Genomic DNA, 24,513 nt, shown 5'->3' on the forward strand with positions numbered 1-24,513 from the left:
AAAGTGACTGCGACTGTTGAAGGGACGGCCGGGGCTGGCACCGCCACCGGCCGGATCGCCCGAGTCACGGGCCCGGTCGTCGACGTGGAGTTCCCCGTCGGCTCCCTGCCTGCCATGTACAACGCCCTGCACACCGACGTGAGCATCGGCGGCGAGTCCAAGACCATCACGCTCGAGGTCGCACAGCACCTCGGCGACAACCTGGTCCGCGCCATCTCCCTGGCGCCCCAGGACGGTATGGTCCGCGGCGCCGAGGTGCGCGACACCGGCGCGCCGATCAGCGTGCCCGTCGGCGACGTCGTCAAGGGCCACGTGTTCAACACCCTGGGCGAGTCCATGGACGTGCCCTCCTCGGAGCTGGGTGCGACCGAGTACTGGCCGATCCACCGCAAGGCCCCGTCCTTCGACGAGCTTGAGTCCAAGACCGAGATGCTGGTCACGGGTATCAAGGTGATCGACCTCCTCACGCCGTACGTGCGTGGTGGAAAGATCGGTCTCTTCGGCGGTGCCGGTGTCGGCAAGACGGTGCTCATCCAGGAGATGATCACCCGTATCGCCCGCAACTTCGGTGGTGTGTCCGTGTTCGCCGGTGTCGGTGAGCGCACCCGTGAGGGTACGGACCTCTTCCTGGAGATGGACGAGATGGGCGTCCTCCAGGACACCGCGCTCGTCTTCGGCCAGATGGACGAGCCCCCGGGCACCCGTCTGCGGGTGGCGCTGTCGGCTCTGACGATGGCGGAGTACTTCCGCGACGTCCAGAAGCAGGACGTGCTGCTGTTCATCGACAACATCTTCCGTTTCACCCAGGCCGGTATGGAGGTCTCCACGCTGCTGGGCCGTATGCCCTCGGCCGTGGGCTACCAGCCGAACCTGGCGGACGAGATGGGTCAGCTGCAGGAGCGGATCACCTCGACGCGTGGTCACTCGATCACCTCGATGCAGGCGATCTACGTTCCCGCGGACGACTACACCGACCCCGCTCCGGCGACGACCTTCGCCCACCTGGACGCGACGACCGAGCTCTCCCGCCCGATCTCGCAGAAGGGCATCTACCCGGCGGTGGACCCGCTGGCCTCCACCTCGCGCATCCTGGACCCGCAGTACGTGGGCGAGGAGCACTACCAGGTGGCCCAGCGCGTGAAGGAGATCCTGCAGCGCAACAAGGACCTGCAGGACCAGATCGCCATCCTCGGTATGGACGAGCTGTCCGAAGAGGACAAGATCGTCGTCAACCGCGCCCGTCGGCTCGAGCGCTTCCTGTCGCAGAACATGTTCGTGGCGGAGAAGTTCACCGGCACCCCGGGCGTGTTCGTGCCGCTGGAGGAGACCATCTCCTCCTTCAAGGCGGTGTGCGACGGTGAGTACGACCACCTGCCCGAGCAGGCCTTCCTCGATGTCGGCAACATTGACATGGTCGTCGAGAAGGCGAAGAAGCTGCAGGGCGAGTAGGTTCTGACCGGTCCGGCCCCCGTCCGCGGGGGCCGGACCGCCTGAACCCGCCCACGAGCCGAGGAGTTTGTGGCAGTGTCGAAGAAGCTTTTCGTCGAGATCGTCTCGCCCGAACGTGAGATTTGGGCCGGCGAGGGTGACATGGTCATCGCGAAGACCGTCGATGGTGAGATCGGTGTCCAGCCCGGGCACGTCCCCGTGCTCGCGATGCTGGCGCACGACGCGGTCGTTCGCGTCCTGGGGGCTCGGGAGACCGGTGAGGTCGTGGCGGCCGCACACAGCGGGTTCGTCGCCGTCTCCGGTGAGGGACGGGTGTCGATTCTCGCCGAGACCGCCGAGCTGGCCGAGGACATCGACGTGGACCGCGCGCGTACGGCGCTGGCGTCCGCGTCCGAGGGCGGCGACAACACCGCCCTGGGACGTGCCCGCAGCCGTCTGCGCGCCGCCGGCGAGGAAGTCGCCTAACGAGAGGGACGGCAACGATGGATCGACTGCTGCCTGGCACGACGTGGTTCGACGCCACGCAGTGGGCGCTCATCGCCCTGTTCCTCGTCCTCGTCGCGGTGGTCCTCGCCGCCGTCGTACGCCGCGCGGTGCTCAAACGGCGCGGTGGTGCGGTGGAGTGTTACCTGCGTGCTCCCGAGGAGAGGGGCCGTCGGGGCGCGTGGCGGATCGGCTTTGGCCGGTACGGCACGGAGAGCCTCGGCTGGTTCCCCCTCTTCTCGCTCAGACCGCGGCCGACAGCGATGCTGTCGCGCCGCGGTCTCGTCGTTGTGGGACGTCGTTCCCCCGACACCGCCGACCTGTCCTACCTGCCGGCCGACGTCACCGTCCTCCAGGTGGGGTGGTCCTCCAGCGGCGACGGTGATCCCGAGGACGTGTCGTTCGAGATCGCGATGAACGACAGCACGCTCACCGGGTTCCTGTCCTGGATGGAGTCGATGCCCCCGGGTACCCGCTGGGAGGCCTGAGCCGGTCCCGCACGGCGGCTTGACGGGCCCGTCCGCCGTGAGGAGCATGGGCCCCATGATCGTCGCGTTCTCTGTGTCTCCGCTCGGTTCCGGTGAGTCCGTCGCCCCCGCCGTCGCACGTGCGGTGAAGGTCGTGCGGGACAGCGGGCTGCCCAACGAGACCACGTCCATGTTCACCAGCGTCGAGGGTGAGTGGGACGAGGTCATGGACGTCGTCAAGCGCGCGGTGGCGGCCGCCGGGGAGGGCTCCTCCCGGGTGTCGCTGACGCTCAAGGCCGACATCCGCGAGGGCGTGACCGACGGACTGCGGAGCAAGGTCGAGGACCTCGAACGCGAGCTGGACTCCCTGGAATGATCCCGCGCGTCGCTCTCGTGCCCGAGCCGTCCGGGGCCGCCTGACGGCCGGGAGGCGTCCTTCGCGGCCAGGCACGCGCACGCTCCCTAGCGTTCGCCGCCCGGCTTCCACAGGACCTCGTCGCCCTCCTCCGCGACGTACCGGCCGAGGATGAACAGCAGGTCCGAGAGCCGGTTGAGGTACTGGGCGGTGAGCGGGTTGACCGTGTCGCCGTGCTCCTCGATCGCCGCCCACACGGCCCGCTCGGCCCGTCGGACCACGATCCGGGCCGTGTGCAGGAGCGCCACGGTGGGGGACCCGCCGGGCAGGAGGAAGCTGCGCAGGGTCGGCAGGTCGGCGTTGTAGGTGTCGCAGGCCTCCTCCAGGCGGGCGACGTAGTCCGGCTCGACCCGCAGCGGAGGATAGGCGGGGTCGGGCGTGATCGGTGTCGACAGGTCCGCGCCCAGGTCGAAGAGTTCGTTCTGGACGCGGCCGAGCAGCGTCCGGACGTCGTCGGGGACGTCACCGAGTGTCAGCACCAGGCCGATCGCGGCGTTGGCCTCCTCCGTGTCGGCGTAGCCCACGAGGCGCGTGTCGTTCTTGCTCGTCCGGCTCATGTCGGCGAGCGCCGTGGTCCCCGTGTCGCCCGTCCGGGTGTAGATCTTCGACAGTACGACCGGCTTGTCCGTGTCCCGTTTGGTCATGGTCCCCACCCTAGGGTTCGGGCGGTGCGAAGTGTCGCACGGGCGCCCGGGTGGGAGCCGGGCCAGGTCACCGGGAGTGACAGAGGATAACTGTTCAGTCTCAGCAGGTGAAGGTGACACACCTCACTGATACATTGGGGCACACGGGAGCTACTCAAAGTAGTTTCCGGCGGTGCACGCGTTCGCGCTCCCGTGTGGGAAGAGGGGGGCCACTCGGGCCGGGTCGCGGAGGGGGGACACCGCTCGGGCGGAAGGCGTGGAACCGGGGGGTTCACGCCTTCCGCCCCTCGCTGTGCTCTCCTCGGGCCCGCGCTAGCGGACCAGTTCCTCGCCGATCCGGTCGAAGGAGACCACCGGGCTCGACAGCGGAGTCACGCCGTTCACCGGCAGGGTGGTGTCGGCGAAGAACTCCACGCCGTGGGCACCGGCCGCGGACAGCTCGTCGAGCGCGTCCGTGTTGATCTTGTCCAGCGTGTCCTCGGCCGTGTGGTAGTACGGGTCGAACAGCTCACCGGCCGTGCCGCCGTACCACTCGACCTGCTCCTCGCTCTTGGTGCCGTCGGCGCCGCTGAACAGGCCGCCGGCCGGGATCCCGGCGAGCATGAAGGGCCGGTAGTCGCTGCGGCCGCTCAGCACACCCGGCTCGCTGACCTGGCCCTGCTCCTCGAAGTACTCCTCGAAGACCTGGGCGATGGCACCGGAGCCCGAGGGCGCCCCGCTGGAGTCGGGCAGCTCGCCCCGACCGTCCAGCACGAAGCGCGCGTAGTTGTGCGAGCCGACCATGTCGAAGTTCAGGTACAGCGCGATGTCGTCGATCTGCTCCTCGGTGAGGCTCTCGACGTAGCGGGTCGAACCCACCAGGCCGCTCTCCTCCGTGCCCCAGAAGGCGAACCGCACCTTGTTGTTCGGGTCCTCCTGGGCGGCGAGCTGGATCGCGGTCTCCAGGATGAACGCGGTGCCGCTGCCGTTGTCGTTGATCCCCGGGCCCTCCTCGACGCTGTCGAGGTGGCCGCCGACGACCACGACGTTGTCGTCGCGTCCGCCGGGGGTCTCGGCCAGCACGCTGTAGGAGGTGCTGGTCTCGGCGGTGGAGTCGACCGCCACGCGCAGCTCCAGGCCCTCGCCCGCTTCCAGCAGGGTGTTGCCCGCATGCTGCGACATGCCCACGACCGGGATGTCCGAAGGCTCGGAGACCGTGCCCTGCAGGAGTCCCTCCACGTTGTTGATCACCACGACCGCGGCGGCTCCCGCGTCCGCCGCGTTCTGGGTCTTGTCGGCGAACGCGCAGGCGCCGCGCATGGTGACGGCGATCGCGCCCTCGGGGAAGCCCTCGAAGTGCTCGGGCGAGCATCCGCTGTCCCCGGCCTCGGTCCGCACCAGCACGCCCGCGGCGTTCACGTCGCCCGCCGCGGAGTAGCTCATGGTGGCGAAGTCGACGCCGACCTCGAAGTCGGCTCCGCGCGGGGCCGTCATGGCCAGGACGGCGTCGGAGTGCTCCTGCCAGTCGAGGTACTCGTACTCGTGGCGGTACGGCTCGTACCCGGCGCGCTCGAGCTGGTCCTCGACGTACAGGGCGGCCACGTCGTAGCCGGGGGTGGCCGAGGCGCGGTTGCCGCCGTTGTAGCGCGCGATGGTGCTGAGGTTCTCCAGGTGCTCCTCGATCGCCTCGGCGGTCACCCGGTCGGGGAGGGCGGCCTCGTCCGAGCGCGGCGGACCGGCGTGCTCAGGGGCGTTGGAGTGCTCCGGCGGGCCCGCGTGGCCGGGCGGACCCGGCTCGGCCTGGGCCGGGGACGCGGCGAGCGTCCCGGCGGCGACGATGGCGGCGGCGAGTCCGGCGGTGGCCGCCGTCCCGCGCCGACGGGGGGAGGCACTCGGTCTGGGGGAAGCGGCACGTCGACTGATGGGGCGCAACGATGTTCCTCCGGTGTCTGGGGGTCCACCACTCCGTGGCGTCGGGGGATGGACACTGTGAGCGAACTACCGGAGCAGCCTTCCACCGTCGGGGGTGCGACGGCAAGGAGGGGTAGGGGAGATTGCCACAATCAGCCACGGCTCTGACCCGTTCCATGCGAACTGTGGCCTTTGGGGGCGGTGAATCGCACCAATCGTCTCGAATGTGAGTCTTTGCGACCCAGGCTCAGTCGCCGATCTCCTTCTGGTGCTTGCGCCGGCGGTACTTGACGTCGACGCCGCCCATGACCGCCAGGCCCCGCACGTGGACGATCGGAGCCTGGGGGTCCATGACGCTGGGCGGTGCGCCCGTGGCGCCGAACCCGCCCATCACCGGCAGGCCGTGGACCCGGACCTGGACGTCGTCGGGCACGGTGATGTCGATCCCGCCCATGACCGTGCAGGCCCAGATGGTGGACTCGCGCTGGGTGAAGCGCGCCTCGCGCAGGTCCAGCTCCACCCCGCCCATGAGCGCGCCGGCGTAGAAGTTCGCCGGGACCACCCAGCCGCCCGAGCGGTCGGCGCCGCCCATCACGGCCACCGCCACGGTGCTGGTGGGTTCGGCGTCCTTGGTCACCCGGCCGCCTCCGTAGACCGGGCGGGGCGAGTGGAAGTCGCCGGGCACGTGGGCCGGGGCGTGGCCGGCGCCGGGTTCGGGCAGGTCCTCGGTGAGCGGGACGAGTTCGCCGAGTGTCTTGGCGCTGTAGACCGCGTCCAGGCGCTCACTGTGCTCGTCGGGGCTCAGTCGGCCCTCGGCCAGCGCCTCGCGCAGGCGGTGCGCGACGGAGTCGCGGTCGGCGTCGGAGGCGCGCATCCGCCCTGCTCCAGGGCCGTTGGGTTCACTCATTGGGTCCACCATGGTTCGATTATCCGCCCTCGCGGGGCCTCGGCGGTATCGGGAACCACCCTGACACGGCCCTGAGGTGCGTCCGGTTCGGTCGTCCGCATCAGTCCTCCGGCAGCAGGCCGCGGCGCAGGGCCCGGGTGACCGCGGCCGTGCGGTCGCGCACCCCCAGCTTCTCGTAGGCCCGCGCCAGATGCGTCTTGACGGTGGTGGGGCTGATGTGCAGCGTGCTCGCGATGGCGGTGTTGGTCCGCCCGTCCGCGGCCAGGCGCAGGATCTGGGCCTCGCGCGACGAGAGGGCGGGGGGCTCCGGCACCGAACGCCGCCGCATCCCGGTCAGCAGGGCTCCGGCGATCCCTCCGCTGAGCACGGTCTTCCCGCGCGCCGCCGAGCGCACCGCCTCCGCCAGCTCCGCCCGCGGGGTGTCCTTGAGCAGGTAGCCGGTGGCGCCCGCCTCGACCGCGCGCAGGATGTCGGCGTCGGTGTCGTAGGTGGTGAGCACCAGGACGTGCGTGCCCGGGAGCCCGGAGCTGATGCGCTCGGTGGCCTCGACCCCGTCGCCGCCGGGCATACGCAGGTCCATGAGCACGACGTCCGGGCGCAGCGCGGCGGCCTGGGCGACGGCCTCGGGGCCGGAGGCGGCGTCGCCCACCACGGTCAGGTCGGCCTCGGCCCCGAGCATGCCGCGGATGCCCTCGCGCACCACGGGGTGGTCGTCGACCAACAGGACACTGATCACCGGGCGGGCTCCTCTGGGATCGGCCGCGCGGGTTCCGCGCGCAGGGGGACGGACGCGCGCACGGTCGTCCCGGTGCCGGGCGCGCTGTCCACGGTCAGGGTGCCGCCCGCGCTCTCCGCGCGGTGGCGCATGTTGCCCAGTCCGTGGCCCGGAGCGGCGGCGGGAGTGAAGCCCCGGCCGTCGTCGGACACGGTCAGGGAGACGGCCGCGGGGGAGTACTCCAGCAGGACGTCGGCGTGTCCGGCGCCGGCGTGTCTGCGGATGTTGGCCAGCGCCTCCTGGGCGGTGCGCAGGAGGCAGACCTGCACGTCGCCCGCGAGCGGGGCGGGGGTGCCGCGCACGGTCAGGTCGACTCCGATACCGAGTTCGGCGGCCAGCCGGCCGGTGACGCGGGCGAGCGCGGCGTCGAGCGATCCGCCGTCCTCCGGCCGGACCGCCTGGCGCGCGGCGACCATGGCGCGGGCGTCGGCGAGGTTGTCCGCGGCGGTCTCGCGCATGAGCGCCAGGTGGCGGCGGGCCAGGGCCGGGTCGGAGGCCATCTCCGACTCCACCGCCTGGGTCAGGGCGATGACGCTGGTGAGACCCTGGGCCAGGGTGTCGTGGAGCTCGCGGCCCAGGTGCTCGCGCTCGGCCATCGCGCCGGCCTGCTCCGAGAGCCGGGCCGCCTCCTCCCGGCTCTCGCGCAGTTGCCGGATGAGCTCGGAGCGCTCGTAGCTCTGCTCGACGATGCGCTCGAACCAGCGGCCGAACCAGGCGGCGAACGCGATGATGACCGCGTAGACCACCAGGGCGACCGCGGTGGTGTCCCAGCCCTGCTGTCCCGTCAGCGTCCGGTACAGGACGGGGACGACCAGGACCAGTGTGATCGCGGGGACGGCCTGGACGGTCCCGGCCGCCATGAAGCACAGCGGGGAGACCGCCACGATCATGAACGTGAGGGTCGGGTTGAGTGTCACGGCGGGCAGGACGGCGGCCAGGAGGAGGACGAGCAGGACCACGGAGCGGCCGCTGGCGCGGTGGACCGGGTTCCGCAGGAGCCATCGGCCGTAGCCGAAGTACACGACGACGACCGCGCACACGAGCGCGACGGCGGTCCACCGCCACGCGGGGCCGGTGGTGAGCGCGGCCAGGACCGCGACGGCCGCCATGACCGCGGTGAAGTAGATGTCCCACCACACACCGGTGTTCCACGCGTGGCGCTCCTCCACCGCGATCACCCGTCCTTCCGCGTCTTCCACCGGAACGTGGTCAGTGCCAGCAGCAGTCCCCCCGCACACCAGACTCCCAGGGCCAGGGCCACCAGGTGAAGGTCCCAGGCCCCCGAGGGCTCGACGGCGCTGAACCCGTCGGGGTAGAAGGCGGCGCGCATGCCCTGGGCCATCCACTTGAGCGGGAACAGGGAGGCGGTGTCGAGCAGCCAGTCGGGCAGCAGGGCCACCGGGACGAAGATCCCGGAGATGAACTGCAGGGCCAGGAACGGGACCACGACGACCCCGGCCGCGGTCCGCGCGTTGCGGGCCAGGGAGCTCACCGCGGTGCCGAGCAGTGCACCGGACACGGTGCCGAGCAGGAACACCCACGCCAGGGTGGCCCACGCGGCGGTGTTCCGGGGCATCGCGGCGTCATGGACGAGGGCGGCCACGCCGAGCAGCAGGACCAGTTGGGCCAGAGCGAGGACCAGGACCAGGACGGTCTTGCCGAGGAAGTACGCGGTCGGCGGCATGGGGGTCCCGCGCAGTCGGCGCAGGCCGCCCCGCTCGCGTTCGACGGCGATGCCCGTGCCCAGGGTCTGGAAGCTGACCGACATCAGACCCATGGCGATCAGGCCCGGCAGGTAGAAGTCCACGGCGGGCATGCCGGCGTCGAAGGCGCCGTCGAAGACCGCGCCGAACAGCAGCAGGACGAGCGAGGGGAGCGTGAAGGTGAAGACGACGCTCTCCCACTCGCGGACGAACTCGCGCACCTCCAACCAGCCACGCGAGAGCCCGAGGCGTATCGGTCCGGGCAGGCGGGCCGGGGCGGCCGCGGATACCGCGTCGGACCCGGTGGCGGAGGTGTCGGTGGCGGAGGGGCGCGGGCCGCCGGTCGGCGAGGCGGTCACGCGGTCGCCTCCGCGGTCCCGCCGCCCACCAGGTCCAGATACACGTCCTCCAGGGTCGGGCGGTGCACCGTCAGCTCGGGGATCTCGCCGTCGTGGGCGTCCGCGAGCACGCCGATCACGCGGGTGGGTTCGGCGGTCCGGACGGTGCGCCGGCGCCCGCCGTCCGCCCAGCCCACCGTGGCCCGCGCGGTCGCCCGGCCGCCGAGGGACGCGGGGGAGTCCACCGCCCTGATCCGGCCGCCGGCCAGGACGCACACCCGGTCGGAGAGCGCCTCGGCCTCCTCCAGGTCGTGGGTGGTCAGCACGATCGTCGTGCCGCCGTCGGCGAGGCCGCGCACCAGGCCCCAGAAGTCGCGCCGGGCACGGGGGTCGAACCCGGTGGTCGGCTCGTCGAGGAAGAGCAGCTCCGGTCGGCCGACGATACCGAGGGCCACGTCGAGCCGGCGCTGCTGGCCGCCGGAGAGGGAGTTCACGCGTGCGCCGGCCTTCTCCGCCAGGCCCACGCGCTCGATCACCTCGTCGGGGTCGTCGGCGGCGGGGTAGTAGCCCGCGAAGTGGCGGACCACGGCGCGCACGGACAGTTGGGGGACGAGCGTCTCCCGCTGCCAGACGATGCCGATGCGGGCGCGCCAGGCACGCCCGGCCGTCCCCGGGTCCTCGCCCAGGACCCGGACCGCCCCGCCGTCACGGTGGCGGAACCCCTCCAGGATCTCCACGGTCGTGCTCTTGCCCGCGCCGTTGGGGCCCAGGAGGGCGAACACCTCGCCGCGCGGCACGCTGAGGTCGATGCCCGCGACGGCCGCCGTGCCGCCGTAGGACTTGTGGAGGCCGACGGCCTCGATCGCTGCGTCGCTCATGGTCCGAGCGTCCCGCGGCGGCGCCCGCCGTGGTATCGGCCACCGGGGCGCGTCGGTGTCCTCCGTTCGGAGGACACCGGAGGCGGAGACACCGGCCCCGCGGCCCGGGGATCAGAACAGGCGCAGGGTGTCCGGCTCGATGCCGCGCAGCTCGTCGTAGTCCAGCACCACGCACGAGATCCCGCGGTCCTCGGCGAGCACGCGCGCCTGCGGCTTGATCTCCTGGGCGGCGAACACCCCGCGCACGGGGGCCAGCTGCGGGTCGCGGTTGAGCAGCTCCAGGTAGCGCGTGAGCTGCTCGACGCCGTCGATGTCGCCGCGCCGCTTGAGCTCGACCGCCACCGTGGCGTTGGCGGCGTCGCGGCACAGGATGTCGACGGGCCCGATCGCGGTGGGGAACTCGCGGCGGATGAGCGTGTAGCCGTCGCCGAGCGTGGTGATGTGCTCGGCCAGCAGCTCCTGCAGGTGCGACTCCACCCCGTCCTTCTGCAGGCCGGGGTCCTTGCCGAGCTCGTGCGAGGAGTCGTGCAGGACCTCCTCGACGGTCAGCACCAGCTTCTCGCCGGACTTGGTGTGCGTGACCGTCCACACGTCGGGGCCGTCCGCCACGGTCTCCTCACGGAGCTTGCACGGCGGGTTCATCCAGTTCAACGGCTTGAAAGCCCTGTCGTCGGCATGGATGGAGACACTCCCGTCGGCCTTGATCAGGACGAGCCGGGGAGCCATGGGCAGGTGTGCGGTGAGACGGCCGACGTAGTCGACACTGCACCGCGCGATGACGAGACGCACGGCGTCACGTTACCGCCTTCCGGGGCCGCCCGGGGCCGGAGCGCGGCGGTCACGTACGGGGCGGAAAGGACGGCCGTCTAAGGTGGGGCACATGGTGCAGGAATTTGACAAGGTCGGAGTCGTCGGACTCGGCACGATGGGCGCGGGCATCGCCGAGGTGTTCGCCCGCGCTGGATTCAACGTCATCGGCGTCGAGATCGACCAGGCCGCCCTCGACCGCGGTCGCGGTCACGTGGACAAGTCCCTCTCCCGTGCGGTCAGCCGGGGCAAACTCACCGAGGAGGAACGCGCCGGGATCGACGCCCGGCTCAGCTTCACCACCTCTCGCGAGGACCTCGCGCACGCGGACTTCGTCGTCGAGGCCGTGCCCGAGCGTATGGACATCAAGCGGGACGTCTTCGGCGACCTGGACCGGATCTGCCCGCCCGGCACGATCCTGGCCACGAACACCTCCTCGCTCTCGGTCACCGAGATCGCCGCGCTCACCGGACGCCCGGACAAGGTCGTCGGTCTGCACTTCTTCAACCCGGCGCCGGTCATGAAGCTGGCCGAGGTCATCACCACGGTCTCCACCACCGCCGAGACCGTGGACGTCGTCACCGAGGTCGCCAAGCGCATCGGCAAGACCCCGATCGCGGTGGGCGACCGCGCCGGCTTCGTGGCCAACGCCCTGCTGGTGCCCTACATCAACGACGCCATCCGGCTCTACGAGCGCAAGGTCGCCGGCCGCGAGGAGATCGACGCCGCCGTGCAGAAGGCCGCCGGGCTGCCCATGGGGCCGCTCACCCTCGCCGACCTGGTCGGCCTGGACGTGTGCCTGGCCGTCATGGACGTGCTGTGGGAGGAGTACCGGGACCCGCGCTACGTCGCCGCGCCCCTGCTGCGGCGCATGGTCGCGGCCGGACGCCTGGGCCGCAAGAGCGGCCAGGGCTTCTACGCGGGCACGGAGGAGAAGGAGGAGCCCCAGCCCACGGGCCGCTTCGCGGAGATGATCCGCGAGGAGGAGACCCTGGACCTGGGCGAGATCCTCATCGCGCCGCAGATCGACGACGCGATGCGCATGATCGGAGACGGCTACGCCTCCGCCCGTGACGTCGACACCGCCATGCGGTTCGGGTGCGGTTACCCCGAGGGCCCGACCGAGCTCCTGGAGAAGCGCGGAGCCGAGTCGGTGGTCACCACCCTGGTGGCCATGGGCGAGTACGGCCTGACCAGCGTCACCGTGCCCGCGCCGCTGCTGATGGACCGGCTGCCCGACACCGAGGAGGGCTCGGGGCAGGGCGGCGGCTGCGCCTGCCACGGCTGATCATCCCGAGCGGCAGTGGCCGCCGTCGCGCGTGTGGCGGCGGCCACTGCCGCTTTTCTCCTACCCTGGACGGCGTGAGCCCGCGTCGAAACTCCTCCCGTCGCCAGTCCTCCCGTCGCCGCGGACCGTCGAACGGTCCCCCCGACGAGGACGCCCTGATGCTGCGCATCACCGGCGGCCAGCGCCGGGAGACCGGAGCCGACGGGGAGTGGGTGACGCGGCGCATCCCCGGGGCCTCCGCCACCAAGGTCTACCGCTGCCCGGGCTGCGTGCAGGAGATCCCCGCCGGGATGGCGCACGTCGTGGCCTGGCGCCCCTACGGCGACGGCGGCGACCGCCGCCACTGGCACTCCTCCTGTTGGGACCGGCGTTCGCGCGCCCCCCGCTACTGACATCCGCCCGAGGACCATCCGGACACTGAGGAGCCATGGAGATCCGAGCCACCACGGTGCTGCCCGCCGTGCGACGCCCCATCACCCTGCACACCGCCGACGGACTGGAGCTGGTCGGTGAGCTCGCCCTGCCCGAGGGCGGGAAGCCTGTGGCCACCCTCGTGTGTCTGCACCCCCTGCCCACGGCCGAGGGCATGATGGACAGCCACGTCCTGCGCAAGGCGTCGTTCCGGCTGCCGGCCCTGGCGAACATCGCGGTGCTGCGCTTCAACACGCGCGGCACCACCTCGCGGCACGGCACCAGCCAGGGCGAGTTCGGCGAGGGCGAGACCGAACAGCACGACGTGGTCGCGGCGATCGAGTTCACCGAGTTCGAAGGCCTGCCCGAGCCGTGGCTGCTCGGCTGGTCGTTCGGCACCGAACTGGCGCTCAAGTGGGGCTGCGACCCGCAGATCAAGGGCGCGCTGCTGCTCTCGCCCCCGCTGCACCGCGCGGACGAGGCCGACATGCGGGTGTGGGCGGAGTCCGGGAAGCCCGTCGTGGCCCTGGTCCCCGAGCACGACGACTTCCTGCGCCCCGACGAGGCAGCCGAGCGCTTCAAACCGCTCACCCAGGCGGAGGTGATCGGTGTCGACGGCGCCAAGCACCTGTGGGTGGGCGAGACCTACGTGCGACGCGTGCTCGACGAGATCGTCCAGCGCGTCAACCCCGCCGCCCATCCCCTGCCGACGGAGTGGGACGGCCCCTACGAGAAGGACGTCCAGCCGCTCCGCTAGGGACGGCCTGGCCGGCCGGTCGGCCTCCCGTGCCGAACCGGACGCGGGCGCGTGGGGGCGGTGACCGCCGCGCACACGACACGAGGGGCCCGTTCCCGGGAACGGGCCCCTCGTCGTGGACGCGGAGCGCTCAGCCGTCAGAGGACGACCGGGACGCTACTCCTGCCACCAGTCCTCGTCGTCGCTGCCCTTGCCGGTGTGCGCGGGCTGCTTGGTCTCCTCCGCGGCGGGCTTGGCAGCGGGCTTGGCGGCCGGCTCCGGCTGGGAGATGGCCGCCGGTGCGGGGGCGGCGGGAGCGGCCGGGGCGGGGGCGCCGCCGCCACCGCCGAGCAGCTGGCGCAGCTGCTGGAGGTGCGACTGGATGCTGTCCCGCTGGGCGTTGAGCTCCTCGACCTCCTTGGTGGCGGCCGTCATGATCCGGTTGGCCTCGGACTTGGCGTCGGCGAGCTGGTGCTCGGCCTTCGACTTGGCCTCGGCCTCGATCTGGCCGGCGTTCTTCTTGGCGTTGTTGACCAGCTGCTTGGCGTGGTTCTCGGCGTCGCGGCGGGTCTGCTCGGCCTGCTGGCTGGCCTTGGTGGCACGCTGCTCCGCGCTGGAGGCGCGCTCCTCGGCCTCGTTGACCATCTTCTGCGTGGCGGCCTGGGCGGCGGCCAGGCGCTCGGCGTCCTGGCGCTCGGCCTCCGCGCGGCGGTCGGCGAGCTGGAGCTCGAACTGGTCCTCGGCCTCGGTACGGCGGGCCTCGGACTCGGCGTAGGCGCGCTCGGCGTTCTTGCGCAGCTCCTCGGCCTGGCTCTTGGCGGCCTGGATGGTCTCGTCGCGCTCGCGCTTGGCGGCGGCGCGGGCCTGGGCGCACTCGCGCTCGGTGGTGGTGCGCAGCTTGGCGATCTCGCCCTCGAAGGTCGCCCGCTTCTCGGCGATCTCGTGGTCGACGGCGGAGCGCTTCTTCTGCACCTCGCGCTCGGTGGTGGAGGTGAGCTCGTCGGCCTCGCGGCGGGCCGTGGTGGAGATCTCCTCCGCCTCGGACTCGGCGGCCTGGCGCTGCTCGTCGGCCTCGCGCTGGGCGAGCGTGCGGACCTCGGTGGCCTCGGACTCGGCGGCGGCGCGCATCTCGGCGGCCTCGATCTTGGCCGCCGACTTGATGTCGTTGGCGTCGATCTGGGCGCTCTGGACGAGCTCGTTGGCCTGCTCCTCGGCGAGGCGCAGCAGCTCCTCGATCCGCGATCCCAGACCGGCGTAGGAGGGGCGCTCACGCTCCTGGAGCTGGCGGTTCTTCGCCTGGAGCTCGGACTTGAACTTCTCGACCTGCTTGCTGGACTGCTTGGCCTCGTTGCGCAGACCCTCCAGGTAGTCCAGCACCTGGGTGCGGTCAAAGCCACGCAGCACCACGTCGAATTCTGGCGGGGTGTTGTCCTCGTCGAAGATGTTGTTGAGCTGGGTGTCAATGTTGTTTGACGACATGTGGCGGAATCCTGAACGGGTGCGAGACGGCTACTTGCATTCGGCCGAGAGCGGCGGGAGGGCGGCTGCTTCCACCCCCGTGGACGGTGCGGTGTCCGGTGGTGTGCGGACCTGGCGGTGGGCCGGGACGACGGGACCGGTCACTCCCCGACCTCCTCCGTCCGACGTGGGCGGGCACCGGTCGAAATTCACGACGCGGTGGCACGGCGGCACGTTGACCAAGGCTCGACCACCGGGCGGCAAGACATGGACCACGCCGGAAATCGGATCCGGCAGCTAGCCGACTTTATCAAGCGCCGCACCCCTGGGAAGAGGGTTTCGGGTAACTTCCGGTGGGCGGGAAGGTCAAGGGTTCTCTGGGTGCCCAAGATGTGATGTGTCCGGAACGTCCTCGTGACGTCGTGTGAGCGTGTCCCTCGCCCCGATGGGCCCCTGAGTGTGCCATAGGGCGTCCGCCTACGGGTGCTCCGCCGCCTGGACGAGTTCGGTGAGCACGCCGCCGCAGTCCTTGGGGTGCAGGAAGACGATGCTGGACCCCAGCGTGCCGTGCCGCGGCTCCTTGTCCAGCACACGCACGCCCCGCTCGCCGACACCCGCGGCGCTGGCCGCCACGTCGCCCGTGCCGAAGGCGATGTGGTGGACACCCTCGCCGTTGCGGTCGAGGAACTTGGCCACGGGTGAGTCGGGCCTGGTCGGTTCGAGGAGTTGCAGATAGGTGGCTCCGCCGTCGTCGGTGCCGTTGATTCGGAGCATCGCCTCGCGGACGCCCTGCTCCTCGTTCACCTCCTCGTGCTCCACCACGAAGCCGTACGTGGAGCGGTAGAAGTCGATCGAGGCGTCGAGGTCGCGGCAGGCGATTCCGACGTGGTCGAGACGGGTCAGGCCGGAGAACGGGCCGCTGGGGCCGGGCGCGGAGCCCATGGGTGAACCTCCCGGAGATGGACGAGGGCCGTGTGGGTATCGTGGCAGACCAGGTGCGTCACCGATCACATGGAGGCCAGTTACGATGCCCGGTTCCGTCATCGTCGGTGGGGCTCGGACCCCGACCGGCCGACTCCTCGGCTCCCTCGCCGGGTTCTCCGCCGCAGATCTCGGCGGCTTCGCGATCAAGGCCGCGCTGGAGCGGGCCGGCATCAGCGGCGAACAGGTCGGATACGTGGTCATGGGACAGGTGCTCCAGGCCGGCGCCGGCCAGATCCCCTCCCGGCAGGCGGCCGTCAAGGCGGGCATCCCCATGAACGTGCCCTCCGTGACCATCAACAAGGTGTGCCTGTCGGGCCTGGACGCGATCGCCCTCGCCGACCAGCTCATCGCCGCCGGCGAGTTCGACATCGTCGTCGCGGGCGGCATGGAGTCCATGACCAACGCCCCGCACCTGCTGCCCGCGTCGCGCAAGGGCTACAAGTACGGGTCCGTGGAGGTCCTGGACGCCACCGCGCACGACGGCCTGACCGACCCCTTCGAGGGCGACTCGATGGGCGCCAGCACCGAGCGGCACAACGCCAAGCTCGGCATCGGCCGTGCCGAGCAGGACGCCTTCGCCGCCCGTTCGCACCAGCGCGCCGCCGCCGCGGCGGCCGAGGGCCGCTTCACCGAGGAGATCGTCCCGGTGGAGATCCCCCAGCGCAAGGGCGACCCGATCGTCTTCGACGCCGACGAGGGCATCCGCCCCGACACCACCGCCGAGAGCCTGGCCCGGCTGCGTCCGGCCTTCGACCGGGACGGCACCATCACCGCCGGCTCGTCCTCGCAGATCTCCGACGGCGCCGCCGCCGTGGTCGTGATGAGCCGCGCCAAGGCCGAGGAGCTCGGCGCCCCGGTGCTGGCCGAGATCGGCGCGCACGGCAACGTCGCGGGACCCGACAACTCACTGCACTCCCAGCCCTCCAACGCCATCCAGCACGCGCTGGCCAAGGCGGGCCGGTCCGTCGGGGACCTCGACCTGATCGAGATCAACGAGGCCTTCGCGGCCGTGGGCCTGCAGTCCGTGCGTGACCTCGGGGTGTCCGAGGACATCGTCAACGTCGACGGCGGAGCCATCGCCATCGGCCACCCGATCGGTGCCTCCGGCGCCCGTCTGGCCCTGCACCTGGTCACCGAACTGCGTCGGCGCGGCGGCGGCCTCGGCGCCGCGGCCCTGTGCGGTGGCGGTGGCCAGGGCGACGCCCTGCTGTTCACCGTCCCCGCCGAGTAGCCGGCGGGACGTACGCGTTTTCCGGGGCGGGGGGCCACGAACCCTCCGCCCCGTCGCGGGCCTGGGCACACCGGCCCCGACCCGGTGGGCCCCGGCAGACCCCGGAGCCCGCCGCGAGCACGTCGACGAACAAGGGAGTTCGATGCACACCGCCCAACTGGTCGAACGGGTCCGTGACGGCGACCGCCGTGCACTGGCCCGCGCCATCACGCTGGTGGAGAACGGGTCGGCCGAACTGCGCGAGATCATGTCGGGCCTGGCGCCCCACACCGGGCGGGCCCGCGTGGTGGGGTTCACCGGGTCGCCGGGCGTCGGCAAGTCCACGACCACCAACGCCGTCGTGCGCGCCGTTCGCGGGCGGGACCTGAGCGTGGCGGTGCTGGCCATCGATCCCTCCTCGCCCTTCACCGGCGGCGCCCTGCTGGGCGACCGCGTGCGCATGCAGGAGCACGCCACCGACCCGGGCGTCTACATCCGCTCCATGGCCAACCGCGGCCACCTGGGCGGGCTGTCCTGGGCCACCCCGCACGCCCTGCGGGTCCTGGACGCGGCCGGGTTCGACGTCATCCTGGTGGAGACCGTCGGCGTGGGCCAGGCCGAGGTCGAGATCGCCGGCGAGGCCGACACCACCGTGGTGCTGTGCGCGCCGGGCATGGGGGACTCGGTCCAGGCGGCCAAGGCCGGCGTGCTGGAGGTCGCCGACGTGTTCGCCGTGAACAAGGCCGACCGCGACGGCGCCCGGGTGACGCTGCGCGAGCTGCGCCAGATGGTCGCCATGGTCGACCGCACCGACGAGGAGTGGAAGCCGCCGATCGTCATGACCGTCGCGGCCAGGGACGAGGGCGTCGCGGAACTGTGGTCCCGGGTGGAGGAGCACTACGCCCACCTGGAGGCCAACGGTGAACTCGCCGAGCGCCGCCGGGCGCGCGCCCGGGGCGAGATCCAGGCGATCGCCCTGGAGCGGCTGCGCTCGCGCCTGGGCGGTGTGGGCGCGGCGGGCGGGATCGACGCCCTGGCCCGCGACGTGGCCGAGGGCCGCCACGACCCCTACACCGCCGCCGACCTGCTCCTGAAGGAACTGGGCACCGAGCCCCGGGACTGAGGCGGCTGCGGGCGCCTTGAAGACGGGGCCTTCGGTCCTTCCGGTGTACTCCCTCGTTCCTCGGGAGTGCACCTCCAGGCCCTCCAGGACCCGTCGGCGCCCTCGCCCTGTGTGTTCTTTGGGCCTCCGCTCGTTCCTCGCTTTGGCCCGGGCGCCTTGAAGACGGGGCCTTCGGTCCTTCCGGTGTACTCTCTCGTTCCTCGGGAGTGCACCTCCAGGCCCTCCAGGACCCGTCGGCGCCCTCGCCCTGTGTGTTCTTTGGGCCTCCGCTCGTTCCTCGCTTTGGCCCGGGCGCTCTCGGTGCGGGAGTGGAGGAGACACAGCGGCCTCTCGCACACACATGGGGCGGGCCGACGCGGAGCGGGGTTCCGCGTCGGCCCGGGCACTGCGAGGGGAGCCTCGCGGCTCCCGAGGGTCAGTCGGCCAGAGCGCCGTCGATGGCGGTCATCAGGCTGCCGTCGGCGTCGTCACCGTCGACGGACCAGATCATCACGCCGCCGAGGCCGTTGGCCTGGGCCCAGTCGGTCTTCTGGGTCATCGACGTCTCGTCGTCGTAGGTCCAGAAGGTGGTGCCGTCGTAGAGCCAGGCCGTACCCGAGGCGTCGTCCCTGTACAGGTCGAAGCCGCTCAGGTCCTTGATCACCTTCCAGTCGTCGATGCCCTGCTCGTAGGTGCCGCCCGAGGGGCCGGTGCCGGTCTGGAAGAGCCCGTTCCCGTCGGGGCCGGCGGGGACGCCCGTCCAGCCGCGGCTGTAGAACGGCACGCCCAGCAGCATGTCGCCGGGGCTCACCCCGTAGTCGAGGTAGGTCTGGATGGTCGTCTCCGTGGAGAAGATGTCCGGGCCCGGGTCGCCCGGCGTCTCCAGCAGGTTGGACTGGTGGTTGGTGGTGTTCTCCCAGCCGCCGTGGAAGTCGTACCCCTGCACCGTGATGAAGTCGAAGTTGGGCATGAGCTGGTCCAGCTCGTAGCCCAGGTCGATCTTCTCCGGGTCGGCGGGCATGAACGAGGTCAGCTCGTACTGGCGGCCGGTCTCGGCCTCCAGCGCGTCCATCTGGTCGCGGAACTCCTGCACCAGGGCGGTGAAGTTCTCCCGGTCCTCGGGGCGCACGGTGTTGTGCTCGTGCCCGGCGGAGGCCGGCCACTCCCAGTCGAGGTCGATGCCGTCGAAGACGCCCTCGGCCGCGCCCGGGCCGCCCGCGCCGTCGAAGAGCGGCAGGTTGCCGCGCAGGTACTGGTCGATGCACGAGGAGACCATCCGCTCGCGCGACTCCGCCGTCAGGGCCGCGTCGGAGAAGTTCTCGGACCAGGTCCAGCCGCCCAGGGACAGGTTGACCTTCAGGTCCGGGTACAGCTCCTTGAGCTCGCGCAGCTGGTTGAAGTTGCCGCGCAGGTCCTGGTCCCAGGTGTCACCGACGCCGTCGACGCTCTGGTCGGCGGTGAAGGAGCGCCCGTAGTCGGCCCAGGCGTCGCCCTGGCCCAGCTGGTTGGCCATGAAGCACTCGCCGTTGGCGTTGATGTTGCCGAAGGCGTAGTTGATGTGCGTGAGCTTCTCCGCGGTGCCGGAGGTCTCCAGGTTCCGCACCAGGTAGCCGCGGTCGTAGATGCCCCACTGGGTGAAGTAGGCCACCCGGCGTTCGTCCACCGGGGTGCCGGTGCCCGCCTCGTCGGTGGTGGCGGTGACCGGTCCGCTCTCCGCGCCGCGGTTGTTGGAGGAGTCGTAGGCGCGGACGGTGAAGGTGTACTCGGTCTCGGGGTCCAGTCCCGTGACGGTGGCGCTGGTCCCGCTCACCGCGCGCACGACCTCGCCGCCGGAGAGCACCTCGTACCCGGCGACGGCCACGTTGTCGGTGGCCGCGCCCCACTCCAGGGACACGGTGCTGGAGGTGGTCCCCGTGACGGCCGGGGCGGAGGGCGCGCTGGGCGCCTCGGTGTCGGGGGTCCCGGGCTCCCCGGAGCAGGAGCCGCCGTTGAGGGAGCAGTCCAGGGGAGCGGTCTCCCCACCGGAGTGGGTGCCGTTCCAGCCGATGGAGTAGGTTCCGCCGGCCGGCACGCTCGCGCCCCAGCTGGGGTTGGAGATCGTGTGGGTGCCGCCGGAACTGGTGTGGGTGGCGTTCCACAGGCTGGTGATGGTGGTGCCCTCGGGGAGGGTGAGGTCGATGGTCCACTCGTCGAGCGCGGCGTCGGAGCCGTTGTCGATGGTGAGCTGGCCGCCGTAGCCGCTGTCCCAGCGGCTGGTCTCGACGTAGGTCACGGTGATGCCGGTGGTGTCGGCCGCGGCGGGGGTGGCCGCCAGGCCCACGGGGGCGATGAGGACGGCCGCGGCGAGGGCCGCCAGCCGGGTCCTGAGTCGTGCTGCTCTCACGTGGGGGTCTCTCCTGGTACGTGAGCGGGTGCGGGGAGCCCCGGGGCGCCAGATGCCGGTGGCGTCGGGGGAGGGGTGTGCGTCCGAGAATGCGGCGGATGCTCCGGTGCGCGGGACTCCCACGCGCGTTCGCCCTCGCGGGGCGGACCGCGGTGTCCCGGCTCGGCCGGAGCCGGAGGGGTCACGGGGCGGGGCGGTGCTCTGGAGCGCGTACGCGGCTGGGGCAGCATCGTTCCTCCGGCGGTCAGGGGAGGGAGGGGCCGGGAGTGGGGGTGGGGGGTCGGCGCGGTCCGTCGCACATCGGTCCGCGCCGACCCCGGCGGCGGTGCTCCCCGGATCAGAGCACCGACACCACCCGGTCCGGGGTGACCGGACCGGGGGTCCGTGGGGCCAGGGCGCGGGCGCCGCGTCGTCGTGGGTCCGGAAGGCGGTGAGTACTCACGTCGGGCGGATCTCCTGCTGGGGGATAGGTGATCGGAAGTGGGCCGGGCGGGCTCGACGCGTCACCCGAAGCCTCTGACGTGGGGCAATTAATTTTTAGGAAACTTAACTAATAATTACGGGTCCCGTCAACGCCCTCACGCGGTTTTTCCGGCCCACGGCCGACCGCGGACCGGACCAGTCGAGCTGGCGGGGTAGGCCAGTGCTTGACCGACGAGTTGTCCCCTTGTGGCCACGCGTGGTCGTTGACTCCCATGCGTTTGAGTGCTAGCACCACCCGGGTGACTAGAGTGACGACGTGGGAAACCCGTTGAATCTTCCGTTCGACCCGATCGAGCGCGCACACGACAACTGGACGCACCGCTGGGGGGCCTCGCCCGCCATGGCGGCCGTCACCTCCGTGATGCGTGCGCAGCAGATCCTGATCGGGGAGCTGGACGGCGCCCTCAAGCCGTTCGGCCTGACCTTCGCCCGCTACGAGGCGCTGGTCCTGCTCACCTTCAGCTCCACCGGGGCGCTGCCGCTGGGCAAGATCGGTGAACGCCTCATGGTGCACCCGACCAGCGTCACCAACACCATCGACCGGCTGGAGGGGCAGGGCTTCGTGCGCCGCCTCCCCAATCCGAGCGACGGGCGCGGCGTGCTGGCCGAGATCACCGACACCGGGCGCGAGGTCACCGAGCAGGCGACGCAGGCCCTGTTGGGCATGGAGTTCGGTCTGAGCTGCTACTCCGACGACGAACTCTGGCGCATGCACGAGATGTTCACCAGGCTCAGGGTGGACTTCGGCGACTTCCCCGAGCCCGTCGCAGGGTCCGCCGAGCGGCGCTGAGGCCCCCTTCCGGTCCGCGTGGGGCCAGGGGCTCCGCCTCTGTACATACTTAGTTGGACGTCCTACTATCTGGGTATGGCGAACACCACGAGCGACCCCTCCAACGGTGGCGGGGCCGACGGCATCGAGGCCGGGCGCGAGCGCTGGCAGCGCCGCTACGACGCCGCGCGCAAGCGCGACGCCGACTTCACGTCCCTGTCCGGACGCCCGCTGGAGCCGGTCTACGGGCCGCGCCCGGGCGCGGAGGTCCCCGGCTTCGAACGCATCGGCTGGCCGGGGGAGTACCCCTACACGCGCGGCCTGTACCCCACGGGCTACCGGGGCAGGGCCTGGACGATCCGGCAGTTCGCCGGCTTCGGCAACGCGCGCCAGACCAACGAGCGCTACAAGATGATCCTCGCCAACGGCGGCGGCGGGCTCTCCGTGGCCTTCGACATGCCCACCCTCATGGGCTACGACTCCGACTCACCGCAGGCCCTGGGCGAGGTCGGGCACTGCGGTGTCGCCATCGACTCGGTCGCCGACATGGACCTGCTCTTCGACGGCATCCCGCTGGGCGAGACCACCACGTCGATGACGATCAGCGGCCCGGCCATCCCGGCGTTCTGCATGTACCTGGTCGCCGCCGAGCGCCAGGGCGTGGACATCGGCACGCTCAACGGCACGCTGCAGACCGACATCTTCAAGGAGTACATCGCCCAGAAGGAGTGGCTGTACCCGCCCGAGCCGCATCTGCGGCTCATCGGCGACCTGATGGAGTACTGCGCCGAGCACATCCCGGCGTTCAAGCCGCTGTCGGTGTCCGGTTACCACATCCGCGAGGCGGGGGCCACGGCCGCGCAGGAGCTGGCCTACACGCTGGCCGACGGGTTCGGGTACGTGGAGCTGGGTCTCTCGCGCGGACTGGACGTCGACCGCTTCGCGCCGGGTCTCTCGTTCTTCTTCGACGCCCACATCGACTTCTTCGAGGAGATCGCCAAGTTCCGCGCCGCCCGCCGGATCTGGGCGCGCTGGATCCGCGACACCTACGGGGCCACGAGCGAGAAGGCCCAGTGGCTGCGCTTCCACACGCAGACCGCGGGGGTGTCGCTCACCGCGCAGCAGCCGTACAACAACGTGGTGCGCACGGCCGTGGAGGCGCTCGCCGCCGTGCTGGGCGGAACCAACTCCCTGCACACCAACGCGCTCGACGAGACCCTCGCCCTGCCTACCGAGCAGTCGGCGGAGATCGCCCTGCGCACCCAGCAGGTCCTCATGGAGGAGACCGGCGTCGTCAACGTCGCCGACCCGCTGGGCGGGTCGTGGTACCTGGAGTCGCTCACCGACGAGATCGAGGCGGAGGCGGAGAAGATCTTCACCCACATCCTCCGGATGGGTGGGGGCATGGACGCCGAGCACGCGATCGGCCCGATGACCTCGGGCATCCTCGCGGGGATCGACAACGGCTACTTCAGCTCCGAGATCGCCGAGTCCGCCTTCCAGTACCAGCAGGCGCTGGAGAAGGGCGACAAGCGCATCGTCGGCGTCAACTGCCACACCAGCACCGTCTCCGGTGAGCTGGACATCCTCAAGATCAGCCACGAGGTGGAGCACGAGCAGAAGAGGGCGCTCACCGAGCGCCGACGCGAGCGCGACGGCGCCGCCGTGGACAAGGCCCTGGCCCGGCTCCTGGAGGGTGTGCGCGCCGACGACGGGAACCTGATCCCGCTCATCATGGACGCGGCCCGCGCGGAAGCCTCCCTCGGGGAGATCTGCGCCACCATGGGCGAGGAGTTCGGGACCTACACGGAGGACCCGCAGTTCTGACCCGGGCCGACCCGGGACGCGGAGACCCGCCACGCGGGCGGGCCCCGGGCCCGCCCGCGTCGACGGCCCCCGGCGGGAGACCTCCCGCCGGGGGCCGTCGACGCGGGGACGGGCGTCAGGTCACCCGACCGTCGTGCGGTAGGCCCGAGTGGTCAGCTCTCCCGACCCCCGGAAGACCTCGACCCCGGCCTGCACACTGCTCAGGTACTGTCCCTCGCGCAGGTCGCCGCGCCTGACCAGGGCGCCGGTGAAGTCCGTCAGGTCCGCGTCGAAGGACGTCGTCCCCTCCGTGTGCACGAACGAGTGCACCCACCACATGTGGTTCCCGGCGTCGTCCAGGATCTCGCCGCGGTAGAGGTCCCAGCTCTGGCCCGCCACGTCCACGGTCGCGACCCTGCCGCCGATGGGTCCGGCCCCGCCGTGCGCCGAGAGCCAGATCATCACCTCGTCCGCGGGGTCGTCCTCCCAGCCGGGATCGGCGGTGTCGTGCAGCCACAGGTCGTAGTTGACGGCCGCGGTCCCGTCGGTGGAGACGTCGTAGTCCCACGCGCTCGGGACCGGGGTGCCCCAGGAGAGCCGGACCGGCAGGCCGGTGCGGTCCGACTTCCAGCCCCAGTGCCAGCCGAGTACCGCGCTGGCGTAGGACTTGACCTGGTAGGGGCCGCCGGTCCAGTCCCAGTCGGTGCGCCAGCCGATGGCCTCGCCGTTGCGGTAGAGGTCCTCGACGCACTGCGTGCCGGACCCGGCGTCCTGGCCCCACAGGTTGTTGTTGATCCAGTAGCGGCCCATCGGGATCTCCGCGAAGGCCTCGCACCGGCGATCCATGGCGTTCACGGCGGAGGCCGCCTCCGCCGGGGCGGCGCCCGCGCCGCCACTGAGCCCGGCCGCCAGGGCCAGGGCGGCCGTCGCGATTCCGACTCTGAGGGATGCGGGGGGCCTGAGGTGTCGTGTCGTGTGCATGGGGGTCCTGTTCGTCTCGGTGATGGTGAGATCAGAGCGGGTCACTCCCGATCCCGAGAAGGAAGCGCTTTCCCGGCCAGCCGGGGCGCTGCGCCTCCCGATGAGCGACCCACCGTAGGACGGCGCGGCCCCGTGGACAACACCCC

23 protein-coding genes are annotated in these 24,513 nt (G+C 71.4%); 11 read left to right on the forward strand and 12 right to left on the reverse strand.

Annotated elements, in window-relative coordinates; translation table 11 throughout:
* The first annotated feature begins 3 nt into the window (after positions 1-3).
* From atpD to M1P99_RS17625, 4 genes are all read left to right on the forward strand, one after another.
* On the forward strand, positions 4-1,449 hold the full coding sequence (atpD, locus tag M1P99_RS17610) for a F0F1 ATP synthase subunit beta (RefSeq protein ID WP_304453697.1): 1,446 nt from the start codon (positions 4-6) through the stop codon (positions 1,447-1,449).
* Positions 1,450-1,524: 75 nt separating this feature from the next.
* Positions 1,525-1,914, forward strand: coding sequence for a F0F1 ATP synthase subunit epsilon (locus tag M1P99_RS17615; protein ID WP_304453698.1), 390 nt, complete (start codon positions 1,525-1,527; stop codon positions 1,912-1,914).
* A gap of 17 nt (positions 1,915-1,931) precedes the next feature.
* Entirely contained in the window at positions 1,932-2,420 is a 489-nt protein-coding gene (locus M1P99_RS17620; RefSeq protein WP_304453699.1) for a DUF2550 domain-containing protein, read from the forward strand.
* A gap of 55 nt (positions 2,421-2,475) precedes the next feature.
* Entirely contained in the window at positions 2,476-2,775 is a 300-nt protein-coding gene (locus tag M1P99_RS17625; protein WP_304453700.1) for an MTH1187 family thiamine-binding protein, read from the forward strand.
* Between the two features lie 86 nt (positions 2,776-2,861).
* Here the strand turns inward: M1P99_RS17625 and M1P99_RS17630 are convergent, their stop codons facing one another.
* From M1P99_RS17630 to nucS, 8 genes are all read right to left on the reverse strand, one after another.
* Positions 2,862-3,458: a cob(I)yrinic acid a,c-diamide adenosyltransferase gene (locus tag M1P99_RS17630; RefSeq protein ID WP_304453701.1), complete on the reverse strand. Its 597-nt coding sequence runs from the start codon at positions 3,456-3,458 to the stop codon at positions 2,862-2,864.
* Positions 3,459-3,770: 312 nt separating this feature from the next.
* Complete coding sequence (locus M1P99_RS17635; RefSeq protein ID WP_304455737.1) at positions 3,771-5,360, reverse strand: M20/M25/M40 family metallo-hydrolase; 1,590 nt, start codon at positions 5,358-5,360, stop codon at positions 3,771-3,773.
* 235 nt (positions 5,361-5,595) lie between these two features.
* Positions 5,596-6,267 (reverse strand): DUF1707 domain-containing protein, encoded by a 672-nt coding sequence (locus M1P99_RS17640; RefSeq protein WP_304453702.1) that lies wholly within the window; start codon positions 6,265-6,267, stop codon positions 5,596-5,598.
* A gap of 88 nt (positions 6,268-6,355) precedes the next feature.
* Positions 6,356-6,991, reverse strand: a complete 636-nt coding sequence (locus tag M1P99_RS17645; protein WP_304453703.1) for a response regulator transcription factor — start codon at positions 6,989-6,991, stop codon at positions 6,356-6,358.
* On the reverse strand, positions 6,988-8,229 hold the full coding sequence (locus M1P99_RS17650; RefSeq protein WP_304453704.1) for a sensor histidine kinase: 1,242 nt from the start codon (positions 8,227-8,229) through the stop codon (positions 6,988-6,990). The genes M1P99_RS17645 and M1P99_RS17650 overlap by 4 nt, the downstream gene beginning before the upstream one ends.
* Positions 8,205-8,999 (reverse strand): ABC transporter permease, encoded by a 795-nt coding sequence (locus tag M1P99_RS17655; RefSeq protein ID WP_304455738.1) that lies wholly within the window; start codon positions 8,997-8,999, stop codon positions 8,205-8,207. Before M1P99_RS17655 ends, M1P99_RS17650 begins: the two co-directional genes overlap by 25 nt.
* A gap of 89 nt (positions 9,000-9,088) precedes the next feature.
* Positions 9,089-9,949, reverse strand: a complete 861-nt coding sequence (locus M1P99_RS17660) for an ABC transporter ATP-binding protein (RefSeq protein WP_304453705.1) — start codon at positions 9,947-9,949, stop codon at positions 9,089-9,091.
* A gap of 111 nt (positions 9,950-10,060) precedes the next feature.
* Positions 10,061-10,738 (reverse strand): endonuclease NucS, encoded by a 678-nt coding sequence (nucS, locus tag M1P99_RS17665; protein ID WP_053618299.1) that lies wholly within the window; start codon positions 10,736-10,738, stop codon positions 10,061-10,063.
* A 91-nt stretch (positions 10,739-10,829) separates the two neighbouring features.
* Here nucS and M1P99_RS17670 point away from each other — a divergent pair, with 91 nt between their 5' ends.
* From M1P99_RS17670 to M1P99_RS17680, 3 genes are all read left to right on the forward strand, one after another.
* Positions 10,830-12,044: a 3-hydroxybutyryl-CoA dehydrogenase gene (locus M1P99_RS17670; RefSeq protein ID WP_304453706.1), complete on the forward strand. Its 1,215-nt coding sequence runs from the start codon at positions 10,830-10,832 to the stop codon at positions 12,042-12,044.
* A 74-nt stretch (positions 12,045-12,118) separates the two neighbouring features.
* Positions 12,119-12,436, forward strand: a complete 318-nt coding sequence (locus M1P99_RS17675; protein ID WP_304453707.1) for an ATP/GTP-binding protein — start codon at positions 12,119-12,121, stop codon at positions 12,434-12,436.
* Between the two features lie 35 nt (positions 12,437-12,471).
* Positions 12,472-13,212: an alpha/beta hydrolase gene (locus tag M1P99_RS17680; protein WP_304453708.1), complete on the forward strand. Its 741-nt coding sequence runs from the start codon at positions 12,472-12,474 to the stop codon at positions 13,210-13,212.
* Between the two features lie 156 nt (positions 13,213-13,368).
* Here the strand turns inward: M1P99_RS17680 and M1P99_RS17685 are convergent, their stop codons facing one another.
* Both M1P99_RS17685 and mce read right to left on the reverse strand, forming a co-directional pair.
* Positions 13,369-14,670 carry a DivIVA domain-containing protein gene (locus M1P99_RS17685; RefSeq protein ID WP_304453709.1) on the reverse strand — a complete coding sequence of 434 codons (1,302 nt, stop codon included), beginning with the start codon at positions 14,668-14,670 and terminating at the stop codon, positions 13,369-13,371.
* Between the two features lie 456 nt (positions 14,671-15,126).
* Positions 15,127-15,591, reverse strand: coding sequence for a methylmalonyl-CoA epimerase (gene mce, locus M1P99_RS17690; protein ID WP_304453710.1), 465 nt, complete (start codon positions 15,589-15,591; stop codon positions 15,127-15,129).
* A gap of 85 nt (positions 15,592-15,676) precedes the next feature.
* Here mce and M1P99_RS17695 point away from each other — a divergent pair, with 85 nt between their 5' ends.
* Both M1P99_RS17695 and meaB read left to right on the forward strand, forming a co-directional pair.
* On the forward strand, positions 15,677-16,864 hold the full coding sequence (locus tag M1P99_RS17695) for an acetyl-CoA C-acetyltransferase (RefSeq protein ID WP_304453711.1): 1,188 nt from the start codon (positions 15,677-15,679) through the stop codon (positions 16,862-16,864).
* A 142-nt stretch (positions 16,865-17,006) separates the two neighbouring features.
* Entirely contained in the window at positions 17,007-17,966 is a 960-nt protein-coding gene (meaB, locus tag M1P99_RS17700; protein ID WP_304453712.1) for a methylmalonyl Co-A mutase-associated GTPase MeaB, read from the forward strand.
* Between the two features lie 415 nt (positions 17,967-18,381).
* Here the strand turns inward: meaB and M1P99_RS17705 are convergent, their stop codons facing one another.
* Positions 18,382-20,328, reverse strand: coding sequence for a glycoside hydrolase family 18 chitinase (locus M1P99_RS17705; RefSeq protein WP_304453713.1), 1,947 nt, complete (start codon positions 20,326-20,328; stop codon positions 18,382-18,384).
* Positions 20,329-21,079: 751 nt separating this feature from the next.
* Here M1P99_RS17705 and M1P99_RS17710 point away from each other — a divergent pair.
* Together M1P99_RS17710 and M1P99_RS17715 are read left to right on the forward strand one after the other, a co-directional pair.
* Positions 21,080-21,601 carry a MarR family transcriptional regulator gene (locus M1P99_RS17710; protein ID WP_304455739.1) on the forward strand — a complete coding sequence of 174 codons (522 nt, stop codon included), beginning with the start codon at positions 21,080-21,082 and terminating at the stop codon, positions 21,599-21,601.
* Positions 21,602-21,676: 75 nt separating this feature from the next.
* Positions 21,677-23,407 (forward strand): methylmalonyl-CoA mutase, encoded by a 1,731-nt coding sequence (locus M1P99_RS17715; protein WP_304453714.1) that lies wholly within the window; start codon positions 21,677-21,679, stop codon positions 23,405-23,407.
* A 120-nt stretch (positions 23,408-23,527) separates the two neighbouring features.
* Here the strand turns inward: M1P99_RS17715 and M1P99_RS17720 are convergent, their stop codons facing one another.
* Positions 23,528-24,367, reverse strand: a complete 840-nt coding sequence (locus tag M1P99_RS17720) for a hypothetical protein (RefSeq protein WP_304453715.1) — start codon at positions 24,365-24,367, stop codon at positions 23,528-23,530.
* Positions 24,368-24,513 lie beyond the last annotated feature (146 nt).

This window comes from Nocardiopsis sp. YSL2 (assembly GCF_030555055.1).
Lineage (GTDB): Bacteria > Actinomycetota > Actinomycetes > Streptosporangiales > Streptosporangiaceae > Nocardiopsis.